At 45.5% G+C, this 13326-nt stretch carries 13 protein-coding genes; 6 read left to right on the forward strand and 7 right to left on the reverse strand.

Annotation, left to right across the window (positions count from 1 at the left end):
* Nucleotides 1-234: 234 nt before the first annotated feature.
* Complete coding sequence (locus MHB46_RS02890) at nucleotides 235-1278, reverse strand: carbohydrate kinase family protein (RefSeq protein ID WP_061830151.1); 1044 nt, start codon at nucleotides 1276-1278, stop codon at nucleotides 235-237.
* A gap of 227 nt (nucleotides 1279-1505) precedes the next feature.
* Entirely contained in the window at nucleotides 1506-2795 is a 1290-nt protein-coding gene (locus MHB46_RS02895; protein ID WP_341161550.1) for a glycoside hydrolase family 27 protein, read from the reverse strand.
* A 210-nt stretch (nucleotides 2796-3005) separates the two neighbouring features.
* Here MHB46_RS02895 and trhO point away from each other — a divergent pair, with 210 nt between their 5' ends.
* Nucleotides 3006-3899 (forward strand): oxygen-dependent tRNA uridine(34) hydroxylase TrhO, encoded by an 894-nt coding sequence (gene trhO / locus MHB46_RS02900; RefSeq protein WP_341161551.1) that lies wholly within the window; start codon nucleotides 3006-3008, stop codon nucleotides 3897-3899.
* Between the two features lie 209 nt (nucleotides 3900-4108).
* Complete coding sequence (locus MHB46_RS02905) at nucleotides 4109-5035, forward strand: AEC family transporter (protein WP_341161552.1); 927 nt, start codon at nucleotides 4109-4111, stop codon at nucleotides 5033-5035.
* Between the two features lie 17 nt (nucleotides 5036-5052).
* Here the strand turns inward: MHB46_RS02905 and MHB46_RS02910 are convergent, their stop codons facing one another.
* Nucleotides 5053-5832, reverse strand: coding sequence for an ABC transporter ATP-binding protein (locus tag MHB46_RS02910; RefSeq protein WP_341161553.1), 780 nt, complete (start codon nucleotides 5830-5832; stop codon nucleotides 5053-5055).
* Between the two features lie 195 nt (nucleotides 5833-6027).
* Nucleotides 6028-6576 carry a CGNR zinc finger domain-containing protein gene (locus tag MHB46_RS02915; protein ID WP_341161554.1) on the reverse strand — a complete coding sequence of 183 codons (549 nt, stop codon included), beginning with the start codon at nucleotides 6574-6576 and terminating at the stop codon, nucleotides 6028-6030.
* A gap of 137 nt (nucleotides 6577-6713) precedes the next feature.
* Between MHB46_RS02915 and MHB46_RS02920 the strand changes: the two genes are divergently transcribed.
* Nucleotides 6714-7196 (forward strand): DinB family protein, encoded by a 483-nt coding sequence (locus MHB46_RS02920; RefSeq protein WP_061830146.1) that lies wholly within the window; start codon nucleotides 6714-6716, stop codon nucleotides 7194-7196.
* 85 nt (nucleotides 7197-7281) lie between these two features.
* Here the strand turns inward: MHB46_RS02920 and MHB46_RS02925 are convergent, their stop codons facing one another.
* A complete protein-coding gene (locus tag MHB46_RS02925) occupies nucleotides 7282-8151 on the reverse strand; it encodes a YheC/YheD family protein (RefSeq protein WP_250268223.1) in 870 nt (289 codons plus the stop codon).
* A gap of 208 nt (nucleotides 8152-8359) precedes the next feature.
* Here MHB46_RS02925 and MHB46_RS02930 point away from each other — a divergent pair, with 208 nt between their 5' ends.
* Together MHB46_RS02930 and MHB46_RS02935 are read left to right on the forward strand one after the other, a co-directional pair.
* Nucleotides 8360-9196 carry a DUF6492 family protein gene (locus tag MHB46_RS02930; protein WP_341161555.1) on the forward strand — a complete coding sequence of 279 codons (837 nt, stop codon included), beginning with the start codon at nucleotides 8360-8362 and terminating at the stop codon, nucleotides 9194-9196.
* A 61-nt stretch (nucleotides 9197-9257) separates the two neighbouring features.
* A complete protein-coding gene (locus MHB46_RS02935) occupies nucleotides 9258-10601 on the forward strand; it encodes a sugar phosphate nucleotidyltransferase (protein WP_341161556.1) in 1344 nt (447 codons plus the stop codon).
* A gap of 104 nt (nucleotides 10602-10705) precedes the next feature.
* Here the strand turns inward: MHB46_RS02935 and MHB46_RS02940 are convergent, their stop codons facing one another.
* On the reverse strand, nucleotides 10706-11449 hold the full coding sequence (locus MHB46_RS02940) for a succinylglutamate desuccinylase/aspartoacylase family protein (protein ID WP_341161557.1): 744 nt from the start codon (nucleotides 11447-11449) through the stop codon (nucleotides 10706-10708).
* A gap of 5 nt (nucleotides 11450-11454) precedes the next feature.
* The gene (locus MHB46_RS02945; RefSeq protein WP_341161558.1) at nucleotides 11455-12489 is read right to left on the reverse strand and encodes a glycosyltransferase family 4 protein; all 1035 of its coding nucleotides are present in this window, start codon (nucleotides 12487-12489) and stop codon (nucleotides 11455-11457) included.
* A gap of 353 nt (nucleotides 12490-12842) precedes the next feature.
* Here MHB46_RS02945 and MHB46_RS02950 point away from each other — a divergent pair, with 353 nt between their 5' ends.
* Complete coding sequence (locus tag MHB46_RS02950; protein WP_190299219.1) at nucleotides 12843-13316, forward strand: C40 family peptidase; 474 nt, start codon at nucleotides 12843-12845, stop codon at nucleotides 13314-13316.
* The last annotated feature ends 10 nt before the right edge of the window (nucleotides 13317-13326 follow it).

Raw genomic sequence — 13326 nt, forward strand, 5'->3', positions numbered from 1 at the left:
AATGAGTGGCCAGACTTTAGAACGGATACACCTGCGAAAACCCAGAACAAAGCGGACACTACCAAAGAACCTCCCTTTAAAAGCAAATAAAGGAGGCACTGTGGCAGAAAAACAATTACGTATTTCACGCTGTCCATCAGACAACATGCTCCTTTTACCAATTAATTGATTGAGGCCATTACGTACGTGAAGCTCCCAGTACGCGCTGTTGTAGGGTAGAGTTCTCTTAATTACTTATGTATCTTCCTTTTTAAAATACACACCCTTGAAAAACACAAAATTTTGCGAATGTGTGCCATATAGCTCCTGAAACCTAGAATGGAGTTTATTCATAGAAAGGGTCTCTGAAACCGTCCGATCCGTTTGCAGGGTCAAGTCGACACAGCTAATTCCAAATTGGCACACTTGCTCCATAGGATAACCTTGGGTGATTCCATAAATCATCCCGGCAATAAAAGCATCATCTGCGCCTGTGACATCAATGACCTCTTGAACGGGATGCATAGGAATTTGTCCATGAGTTCCATCCTGAGAGGCGTACAAAACTCGATCAGCACCGCAGATAAAAATGACATTTTGAACCCCAAGTTTGTGAAAAATCCGGGTGGCATCCAACATATGCTGATCATCTGTAAGTTCTAGCCCCAAATAAGCTTCAGCCTCCACCGGTTTACATACCAGCCATTCCACTCCATGCAAATTCCGGGGAAGCTTTCTCATCTTGGAGGCCGATACCGAAGAAACGACAATCGGAACCCGATGTTCATGGCAGACATGTATGGTGGCAGCAATTACGTTCATAGAGAAATTAGTGTCCAGCAGAACGAGTCGGGACGAGGCGATTAAAGGAGTATTTTCATAAATTACTGAAGGACGAATCTGATCATAAATCTCCATTTCTGCTGTCGCTACAATCAGTTCACCACGCTCGTTCAGCAAGGCAGTATAAACCCCAGTTGACGGTTCACCTTTGACTTGCAGAGGAACCACGTGCATGTAACGGCTGGACTGCTCGATAATAAATTCACCTTCCGCATCGTCCCCAACCGCAGTTAGCAGGCTGACCCGTTGGCTCAACCTCCCTAAATTTTCGGCTACATTTCGTGCTACCCCACCGCAAGATTGCAGCCTTGTACTGCTCGGATTGGAGGTATGAAGCTGAAATGTACCTTTAATCATGATTTTACGATCCAGATTGGCCCCCCCGATACATAGTATTGGTTTGCTAGAGGGCCAAGGCTCGTCCTGTTCATTTTTGTGGATTTTTTTTAATTTCATCATTTGACTCCTTTCTCGAGTCTATTCGTTAGAATGATTTAAATTTGTACAGAAATAGGCACTATATAAAATTAACACGTTCCAAATGTCATATTCCCAAGAATAATGTCGAGTTCGTTAAAATATCCTAAAGTTACACATGCAAAAAAATCACCCTATTGTAAAGTTTACCTTCCACTTGTACGATAGGGTGATTGGGTTGGAACTGCGCATAGTTCTTCCTTACATTATTTCAAAATAAATAGAGCTGCTCCGTGAGGAGGTAAATCTGCGGACAGTTCTTGTGTTAAAACACCTAAATTCACATGGTTCCACAAATCTCTGGCATTTGCCTGTCCTTCAATACCAAGGTCTTTTAAGGATACACGCACCTTTGAAGCTTCATCTCCAGCATTAAACAAAGCTGCGTATACATGACCTTCCCCGTTATGTGAAGTCCAAACGATATGTTCATCCTTTCTGTACACCTGCCGCGCATTCAAACCGTTGCGATGAGCATTTAACACTTCTTCATTCGTTAGCAAGGAAAGGGTCCATGCATCATTATCCTGCAGTTCTCCCCCGAACATCAGTGGAGATCGGAAAATGCTCCACAAGGTCATCATCGTTAGCTGCTCATCCTTCGTAAAGCGTGTCCATCGGTCATGGCTGCCGGAATCCACCGAATCTACCGAACGAATACCCAGATGACCTAGTGGCAGCATGTCGCAATCCGGCCAGTGACCCGGACCTACATGTTCCGCCCACTTCTCGCAGCGCTCAAACATACCATACAGTAAAGGCCATACATCCCAGAAGTCATCCGTCATACGCCACATATTCGCGTTTGCAATTAAATCAGATGCATGCTCCAGCGGTGCAGGACCAGGTGATAGACTCAGCACCATCGGACGTCCGCATTGGGCGATAGCCCGCCTAATCAATTCAATTTCCGCCAAATGAATACCATAGAGACGTGATGCAGCAATGTCATCTACTTTGACAAAATCCACACCCCATTCCGCATACAGGTCAAACAACGAATTATAGTACTCCTGTGCGCCTTCCTTGGATGCATCTACCCCATACATATCTGTGTTCCAGGGACAAATAGAGTTGGGATGCGCAATTTGTCTCGCCGTGGATGTGGTTCCCAAAATTGGGGTATCCTGGTGCACCGCCTGACGGGAGATGCCTCTCATAATATGTATACCAAATTTCAATCCCAGACTGTGTACATATTCCGCAAGAGCTTGGAAGCCTCGTCCATCTGCTGCCGAAGGAAAACGATTCACCGCTGGAATAAGACGTGAAAATGAATCCATTTCCAATGGGACGAACGGGCGATACTGTGAAGAAACTGCTCCTGACTCATACCACTGAATATCCACCACGACATATTCCCAACCATATTCCTTCAGGTGCTCCGCCATATATTGAGCATTTCCCCGTACTTCCTCTTCCCGTACTGCTGCACCGTAGCAATCCCAGCTATTCCACCCCATAGGTGGTGTATGCGCTGTCAAATGATGTTTCATTTCATTCATCCTTTCACCTAGTAAAACTCATCCTGCTACCAGAAATCCCCTCATTACTACGTTACTATTATAATGTAAACCCTTACTTTTGTCGCTCGTCATCTTTTCCATTTCCACTTTTTATACATTTAAGTTGACTAACTTAAAGAATGTGGTACATTTAAAATTGCTTGTTAAAAAACTTTGACTTGAATCAGAGGGTGATTTTACGTGTGTGAACATGCTTATCGAATTTTGTTGTTTTACAAATATGTCAACATAGAAGACCCTGCCACCTTTACGGCAGAGCATCTGGCTTACTGCAAGGAGCTGGGTGTCAAGGGAAGAATCTTGATTGCTGCAGAAGGAATCAACGGAACACTGTCTGGTACAGTAGAGCAAACGGAGCAATATATGCGTGATTTGCGCGCCAATCCGAAATTCCACGATATTGTTATTAAAATAGATGAGTCTGACGGTCATGCGTTCAAGAAAATATTTGTACGCCATCGTCAGGAGCTAGTTACGCTGCGTCATGAGGATGAACTGGACCCTAATGTAATTAGCGGTAAGCGGCTGTCACCAAAGGAGTTTTATGAACAGCTTCAAGCTGAAGATGTAGTTGTTCTGGACGGACGTAATGATTATGAATATGACATCGGTCATTTCCGCGGGGCTATTCGCCCTGAAGTCGAATCGTTCCGTGAATTTCCACAATGGATTCGCGACAATATGACTCAGTTCAAAGACAAAAAAATCCTGACGTACTGCACCGGAGGTATCCGTTGCGAAAAGTTGTCCGGTCTTCTGATCAAAGAAGGGTTTAACGATGTAGGCCAGTTGGATGGCGGCATTGTGACTTACAGCAAGGACCCGGAAGTACAAGGACGTTTGTTTGACGGTAAATGCTACGTATTTGACGAACGAATCTCCATTCCGATCAATCATACGGATGAAGACGTCATTGTCGGTAAGTGCTTCCATTGTGAAACGCCAAGCGATCATTATATCAACTGCCCGGTGTGCAATCTCCAGCATATCGTATGTCCCGATTGCGAAGAACAGCATCAGCACTATTGCTCTGATGATTGCCGAACCAAAGCGGAAACGGTCGCTACTGCATAAATCGGCAGTATCATTGGTTCATTATAATAAAAGGGATGCCCACAGCCATGATAAACGGCTAATAGGGCATCCCTTTTATTGTTTTCACAATAAGTGTCGAAGGCTTCATAGTATATACCTATGACCTTGATTGTGTTTTCATCTTGGACGGGCTCGAAAGTAGCGCCTTATAATGGAAAATGTCATTACAGAAAGGATGGGTGGAATTCATGATACAAATCGTACTATCAACTCTATTATCCGTTATCGTTCCGCTGTCCATTCCAGTGATCGCCGGATTTTTACTCGGAAAATTCATGAAGCTGGAAACGAAACCGCTCTCGACTTTGTATTTATATTTTTTAAGCCCCGCCATGATTCTGGACACGCTACTCAAAGCACAGCTTTCTTGGCATGATGTAGCGCAGACTGCCGCTTTTTCAATACTGAACCTGCTGCTGTTGTGGGGAATTGCACAATTAGCGGGGAAAATCTTTAGACTGAGCACTCCGGAAACGGCTGGACTTACCTTAATCTCCACGCTGACCAATAGTGCAAATTATGGCCTGCCCCTTATTTTACTTGCCTTTGGGCAGCTCGGTCTGGATAAAGCCTCCGTGTATGTCGTCATCCAGATGATTATGGTCAATACCATTGGCGTTTACTTTGCAGCCCGCTCTGAATTTTCTGTTCAAAGTGCTGTTAAGTCGGTATTTTCACTTCCTGCGATCTATGCAGCTCTACTCGCCATGGGACTGCGGCTGCTGGACTGGCATCTTCCCTCTGGCATTCAGTCGGGCGTCTCGATGATTGCTGCCGCCTATTCTCCAGTCGTGCTGGCGATCCTCGGTACCCAGATGGCTTATGTGAAAATATTCAAGCTGGAGTTGTCTATTAAAAAAGCCAGCTACGCCGGACTAACAATTCGCCTTTTGCTCTCTCCGCTTGCGGCTTGTCTTGCTATGCTGATACTGGGAATTTCAGGCCTTTTGTTCTCCGTTCTCTTCATTTTGGCCTCGATGCCGGTTGCTGTGAATGCTGTCATTTTAGCAGAAAAATTTAATGCATCGCCAAAACTGGTTTCCACCTGCATCCTGTGGAGCACGCTTGCCTCATTCCTGATATTGCCTATTCTGATTATGTTGGTAGCAGGTTAGCGAGAAAAAAAGACTCTCTACACCATAGAGAGCCATGCACGATCCTGTCTCCATTCTACTTGTACAAGCGTTTCAAAAAAAGCACTAAGTGTGTCACTACTCAGAATATCAGTCGTTTTACCTTTGGCAAATACCGTGCCCCGGCGGATTAGAATCGTATGCGTGTACATCGGTAGAATTTCTTCGATATGATGTGTAACATACAGTAAATTCGGCGAAGCCTGCGACTCCGATAACTGGCGAATGCTATCCAGCAATGCTTCCCGGGAGAAAAAGTCCAAACCATTACACGCCTCGTCCAAAATCAGTAGCTTGGGCGAGGCCATTAATGCGCGGGCGATAAGCACTTTTTGCTTTTCTCCCTGTGAGCATCCCTGATACAACCGATCCACGAGATGAGCACACCCCAGTTGCGTCATAAGCTGAACGGCCTGTTCATACTCTGTATCCGTCGTCTGGTCATAAAGTCCAATGGAGGCAAATTTGCCGCTAATGACAACATCCTGCGTACGCTGGCTCCCATTAATTCTTTCCTGTAAAGAGGAGCTGACCCAACCAATAGATTTGCGCAGCTCCCTCAGATCCACATCTCCAAAGGTATGCCCCAATACACCGACACTACCTGTGGTTGGCCATATGTAACCGTTAATCATATTGAGCATCGTTGTTTTACCTGATCCATTCAAGCCGAGTACAGCCCAGTGCTCCCCCTCAGCTACCTGCCAATTGATTTGGTCCAGTATGGTACGGTTATCTCTCTTCCAGCTTACATTGTTAAGTTCAATGACAGAATTCATGGCTGTACACCCTTTCTATTCGTCGTATCATCAGATGTTTATACGCATAGTAAAGATCATCGTTAGTACGGCTAGCTCCTCTTTTATGTAAGCATAGCACAGGGTCACAGGTTGTTCAATTTTAAATAACCCACTCCATTGTTCATATAGGAGTGGGCTCAACATGTACTGCTCATGTAAATTCTCTTGCTCCATTTAATTTTTCTTACGCTCGCGAAAACGGCGTACCTTCATCAAATTACCACACATCTTATCGTCGCAAAACCGCTTTGACCGATTTCGGGTATCATCGTAAAATACCCATCGGCAATCGATATTATCGCAAATACGAATTCTGGAGCCGCCGCTATTGACAAGTGCCTGGGCAAAATCGGCTACAACCTCTGCCAGTACTTTTTTCCAACCATTTGCCACGGGTTCCAGCACAATGCTGAAATGCTCATCCTGTTGCTTTAATAAGCGAGTGACCGGCCCCCCTTCCATCATCTTTCGGTTAATCATATCCACCAGATCAGTTGTCATTTGTCCGCCAGAAGTCAGGTGCTCAGCGAAGCTACGTAATTCCCTCCGGAGAATTTGCATTTCTTCGATATCTTCCGCACTGGCTGGGACCGAAGCGGTAAATTGCCACCGCATAAGAAATTCATTTTGCCATTCGGGCTTCAACAAACGATCTTCTGAACGTCCGCTCCCTCTCCAATCGTGCCATTCGCTGTTTACAAAATCAGTCCAAAGTGTATTCAAAAGAGTTCCTCCACCGTCTGTAACCACTAAAATCATTTTAACTGGTTGCAAATCTTAATTTGTCATGCTACATTGTTAATTGTAACGATTTATCCTATGTTTAGCTAGTTACATCCCTACAAAAGGAGTTGGGTTAGGTGAGCCGAGATCGAGTAAATATGCTGGTATTGCAAAGAGAAAATTCATGGGATAAGGAAGAATGGATTGTTCCTCTTGCCGCCGCACTTCACGGTGTGAATACACAGGAAGCCACTTGGACACCACCAGGTGGAGGAAACACGATTTGGCAAACAGTTCGTCACATTAATTATTACAATGAGCGTATTTTGAGACGTTTAACTGACCGCCCTATAAGTTCAACTGGAATAAGCAATGATGAGACGTTCGGTCCGCCAGGGGATGCTGAAGACCATGAAGGATGGCAGGAGACGCTGAAAGAAGCGGAAGCTCTTGTAAACCAACTGCTTGTCGCCATTACTGCTCTGAATGATGCTGATCTGGATAAGCCTCTCGGCTCCGACACTCTCGGTGCTGAATTATCGCGGTGGACGCTGCACGATGCATATCATAGCGGACAAATCGTACTTATACGCAAACAATTGGGGACTTGGCGAGTTTAAAATGTAATCCTAAATAAAAAGGATGAATTATGAAAAATTCATCCTTTTTTCTGTATTACCTGCTGGCAATGAAGCAATCTACTGGTCAAGATATTTTTTGTTTTTTAGAATCTTTAATTACATTCTTATCTTTATTTTTACCTTTATTCTTGTCTTTATTTTTATCTTTATTTGTATCTTTGCTTGGGACGGTGACCTTCCTTTTTTCATTAGCCAGTCGCCAATAGCTTAACACTTTACGGTACATGGACTTATCTGTTAATTGGTTAAAAATATATGGGTCCGGCTTCGTATTCACCTCAATAATCCACGGGATAAAGCGATGATCCAGTCCAATGTCCACACCAATTTGCCGGAATTTCGGATATGTTTTTTGCAGTTGTTTGGCGATAGTAAGACCCAATTCATTTAGTTTCTTAACCAGCTCCGCCTGCTTGCTTTGCGATAAATGGGATTTTAGTAACTGCTCCAAGGCCATCGGCTTACCACCACTATGATAGTTGGTCACGATTTTACGGGGATGACCAAGACGTCCAATAATTCCGGTAGACTCCCATAGCCCTTTTTCATTACGCTGCACCATGACCCGAATATCAAAATAACGCATTTGATGGCGTAGTAAATGGATTCCCTTTTGAATGAGATAACTTTTCTTCCCCGTATGTTTCGATAGGCTGATATATAGTGCATCCAAATGTTTGAATTCTTGGCGCGTTTCCTCATATTGATAGGCGAAACGCTGGCCGGCCTCCTGCTCTACTCTCATTACACCTTTACCAAAGGTACCTCGCTCGGGTTTTACATAGACCATACCATACTTCTCCAGCATTGATTTCAAATTTGCTTTATTATATTTGCGAGTTTCAGGTACATACGGCTTGATGCTGCCATGCTGGAGCAACAATTGGGTTTTATGCCATTTGCTGCGCAACGCCTGCGCTTGTGAAGAATTCACTTGCCCCTCTCCTCTCTACTCTCAGGTAGAACGCTCCTGTTAAAAAAGATCAATCTATCGTATGCGCTAACTCCCCATTCGAAGCTTCATCAGCCCTGTCCTGCATAGAAATGGACGTTTGACCTTGCCCGGTCGAAAGCGCCTGTCCAAGCATACGATATGGAGAGACGCTGGGAGCGTATATTTGCACATATAGGGAGTGAATAACATGTCAGCGCAATCGGATGGGCCACGGAAGGGTTCCCTTACAATCGATGTTCTGATTCCAGCAATTGATAAAGATCTTGCCACACTACCGCTGGTGATTGACAGTCTGCGCCGTCACGTGCAGCACCGAATTGGAACTATTTATATCGTCTCACCGCAAAGCACCGGGATTCGCCGTCTGTGCGCAAACAAGAAATGTACATTTATTGACGAAAAAACGGTGCTGCCCATCACCAAAAAACATATTCATTACGGGACAACGCGCTGGGACCGCTCAGGCTGGCTGTATCAACAATTACTCAAAATGAATGGCGACAAAATCAGTAAAGCCTCTTTTTTTCTCGTCATTGACGCGGACACGATTTTGATTCGTCCACATACGTTCCGTAAAGACGGAAAAACGATTTTTTACTACCGCAGCTGGAGCCAGCCTGAGTATTTTCGCACCTACCACAAGCTGATGGGCGTTAAAGCACCCTCACCAAAATCCTTTGTCACTCACTATATGCTTTTTGAAAAAGCGCGGCTCAGCCAGCTCAAGCAAGTTATCGAGGCCCGACATGGAAAACCTTGGTACAACGCGATTATCCAAAGTATAAACCGGACAAAACAGTTTGGGTTTTCCGAATATGAAACGTATGCCAACTATTTATACAGCAATAAGCCTTCTCAGATGATTTTGCGCAAGTCATTGAATAAAGCGCTTCATAGTCGGGCTTCTTCCCTGTCGCAAAAACAATTGGATGTCTTGGCCAAGAGCTATCGTTCCTTATCTTTTCATCAACGCAAGGTGTACCAGCTTGCTCCAAAAACAAAGATTGAATCATCGCTAAAATAGTTCTTAAAATCCTGCAAAATGATGCAATCCAAATGGATCTGCATTGAAGGAGGAAACATCCGTGCGCATCGTATTGTTATGCGGTGGTGCTGGAAAACGGCTATGGCCACTATCCAACGAAATCCGGTCGAAGCTGTTTCTCCAGTTGTTGCCCGCCCCTGACGGGCGAAAGGAATCTATGCTCGGCCGGGTGTACCGTCAGCTTACCTTAGCCGGGCTGGATTCCTCTGCCCTGCTTCTGGCTCATCGAAGCCAGGTAAATCTAGCCTTTCGCCATACAGAAGGTCGTCTGCCCGTTTTGGGCGAGCCTGCCAAACGGGGAACCTTCACCGCTGCTGCACTGGCGGCTGCATATTTTCACACCAGAGGCATGGGGCTGGATGAAGTTCTCTGCATTGCTCCAGCGGACATGTTTGCAGGGGAGGATTTCTTCCATAGCATAGCAGCGCTCTCCGGCTTATTGCTTGAGAGCGGAGCCGATTTGGCTATGCTTGGGACAAGGCCCACTCATCCCTCCGACCAATACGGCTATGTCGTTCCGGGTCTGCAAATGATACGGGAAGGGAAACCTTCTTATGCGCAAGTTGCTCGCTTCACAGAAAAGCCGGATCATTCCGGGGCACAGCAGCTTATTCATCAGGGTGCGCTGTGGAACTGTGGTATTTACGCTTTTACATTACGGTATATGCTCTCCTGTATGGAGCGAAGTTATTTGCCGCTGAACGATAAAGCATTATGCGCAATGTATGATGGCCTCCCGGTTCGCAGTTTCGACGAGGAGATTGCAGAGCGTGCCGAACATGCCATCGTCCTGCCCTACGATGGCGAATGGCACGACATCGGCAACTGGCAGGCTCTAACAGAGCAGCTAAATAGCCAAGTGATCGGGCGTGGACAGATCAGTGGCCAAACTCTTGGCACGCACATCGTCAATGAGTTGCCCTATCCACTTCATGTCATTGGTGTGGAAGATATTATTGCAGCTGCGAGCCCCGACGGCATTCTCATCGCCTCCAAGAGCCATGCTCACGCCATCAAGGACCAGCTAGGCAAACTTCAACTTCACCCCAAGCATGGCGAAACCTCTTGGGGTAGTTACCGGGTACTGGACGAATTTGATCATCGGAGTCTGAACGATATACTGGCCATACGGCTGACGGTACTGCCAGATCACCGCTTGAATGGCCGTATTCACGGCAGTGGACTTAAAGTATGGACGATCGTGTCCGGCCGGGGAGAGGTCATGCTGAACGGAGAACGTTTTGCTGCGGCAAGCGGTTCTGTATTTAGCATTCCGGTCGATACGTATCACACGATCCGTGCCGATCTGGATACATCACTGGAACTAATTGAGGTACGTCTGGGGAACAGCTTAGTGAACGCCTTCTATAAATCCGAAGCCTGACAACACATAGATATAATATCAGCACGCCACGGATTCTAAACGAAGGTCGCACATAAAAAATCGCTCCTGAGCAAGGTGCAAAAATCCTTGCTCCAGAAGCGATTTTATTTTGTGATGCCATATTTTCTTGAGGTAACAGTTCTAACCTTGGCAGATAAATATACTTCGTTACCTTTGACTATTCCGGCTTCTTTTAAAAAATGCTTTACGATCTCCAACTGATAGTGTATGCGTACTTTCTTGGGCAGGCTCCAACCCGTTTCCACGGTAACCGCGCGTGCACCTAAAATACGGGCTGCAGCAGTGCGGGAGGAACCTGGAAGCTCATGCAACCGAATGTTGAAATGTCGGTCGCTCACCTGGATGGAGCGATTCATTCGCTTAATAATCCGACGAACCGTAGGAACCACCGGATTGGCCTTATTGGAGATTAGCGTTTGACCAAGCACCTTGGCATCCTTTTGTGACAATCCGTTGGCCTCATGCAAGTCGAGATACCATTTAGGTTGATGCTTTTGTGTTAATTTGAATAGAGCAGCGGAGAGTGGTTGTGTTGCCAGCTGCTTTTTTTTGCGCGGAAAGGTTCGATTAAGATCAGGTATTCCTCTAATCCGTTTGCGGTAAGCCTCTTGATTTACAATCGGTACAATTATAAGCTTACCATGGCTAAATCGCAGTTTTTGCTGATTCAAAAGCTTTACCAGTTTCTCAGCAGCTCGTATGCTTGCTATTTCTTTACCATGTATCCCCGCCACCACCATCACACACGGACCTTTTTGTCCCCCTGTAGCTATATAATAAGGAGTTGCCCAAGAGCCCTTTCCGAGCATATATCGTTTGACCTGCATCCTCTTCACCTCCGTATAGGCTGCCGTTGTCCTCTCTTCTGTTCTCGCCGACGGATGATTTCACGGTATAGTCTTAAGTAGTTACTGGTCATCTGTTTGTTGGTAAATCTTTGAGTCACATACAAACGCAGCTTCGCTGGTGAAGGGTAGTTCTTTTGCTGTGCTTTTCGTGCCATTTGGCTAACCGATTTGCAAATCAACTGCGGAAAACCCGATAGTACCTCGGGGACGGAGCCATTTTTTAATGCCAGCACCGGTGTTCCACAAGCCATGGCCTCAACCATAACGAGTCCAAATGGCTCTTCCCACAGTGTCGGAAACAACAGACACTCTGCATGTTTCAGCAACTTCTGTTTCTGATCGCCTCCAACTGCCCCCAGATAGCGTATATTCGGATTGCGCTGAATTCGTTTCTGAATCTCTTTCCGGAAAAATTCTGGAGCTTTGATAGGACCTGCAATAAGCAGTTTTTTTCCTGTTCGTTCTGCAACCTGAATGGCCTGCAATACACCTTTATCCCGTATGATTCTGCCCATGAATAGCAAATAGCCGCGCTTCTCACTACTGAACTCGTATTCATGTGTGTTGATACCGTTATAGATATAAAAACCTTTGCCCCTGCCCATCAGCTGACGTGCTCGTTTACTGACATACACCGGGTTTTTTCCGTGTCTCTTCACTGGAAGATGAACGGTGCATACTGATGGACAAGGCAGCTTCCTACGCCCCACAGCAGAACGAAAGGTATGATCATGAATGATATGTGTGTCGGAAGGCATATGCCGGAGTACATATTGGGGGATCTGACTTTGTTTCAAACCCTTGGGATAGGGAATCAACCGCGCACTGCTCCTGCTCCCACGGGCGGCAAAAAGAGATACATGATGCCCTCGTCTCACCAATTCCTCAGTTAATTCATACACGACCTTTTCCGTTCCGCCCTTGTTGGAGGGTACCGGCTGTGCATCGGGATAGTTGGAAATGACCTGAACAATGGTTAGACGCGGTTTTTTGAATGCTTTATTCTGCTTTGAAGCCATACGAATTCCCCTTCCTGACCGGAAATACGGTGTGATCCTTACGATGTCAACGGGAATCAGAGCATACTCCCGTACAGGTTATAAATTGTAGTATATAGGTATGTATATTTTGCGTGATTGCTTGTGCCAATCGTCTGCAAGTCGCTTATTGTCATACGAGCCTATCTATAAGTGGAGTCTATACAATTTGTCAAGCCAAAATTAAGGAGAAAATTCTCATCGTTTTCTAATAAATGAGGACAAAGCGTTGGGGTAACAGGTTTGTAACCATGAGTGGTAAATTCCGGACATTTTATTTGTGTTATTGTCATTTCAGGACATCAACACAATACGAATAACGGAGGAATTTATATATGAAACGTACTTCTAAAAAATTGTGGATGGGTATTTGCTTTACTATGACTTTGGCATTGAGCGCAGGGAGCTTCGTCGTTGGACCCGCCACCACTCATGCCGCTTCGGCAAGTAAAGCTGATCGGATTATTTCTAAAGGCTCCCAGTTTATGGGCGTGCGTTATCAACATGGAGCCCCAGCTGGCAGTACAAGCTCTTTTGACTGCTCTTCATTCACTCAATATGTATTTGCACAAAATGGTATCAAGCTTCCGCGTTCTTCCAGACAGCAATCAACTGTCGGCACTTTCGTACCGCGTAGTCAGCTGAAAAAAGGCGATTTGGTCTTTTTCTATGCGCCAATTCATCATGTAGCCATTTACATGGGGAACGGCAAAATTCTGCATACGTATGGTAAAGGCGGCGTAACGGTTACAGATCTAAATTCGGGATGGTGGAGTCGCAATTACACAACAGCACGTCGTGTCCTTTAGCATAAATTTT

It is taken from the genome of Paenibacillus sp. FSL H7-0703, from assembly GCF_038003485.1.
Lineage (GTDB): Bacteria > Bacillota > Bacilli > Paenibacillales > Paenibacillaceae > Paenibacillus > Paenibacillus polymyxa_B.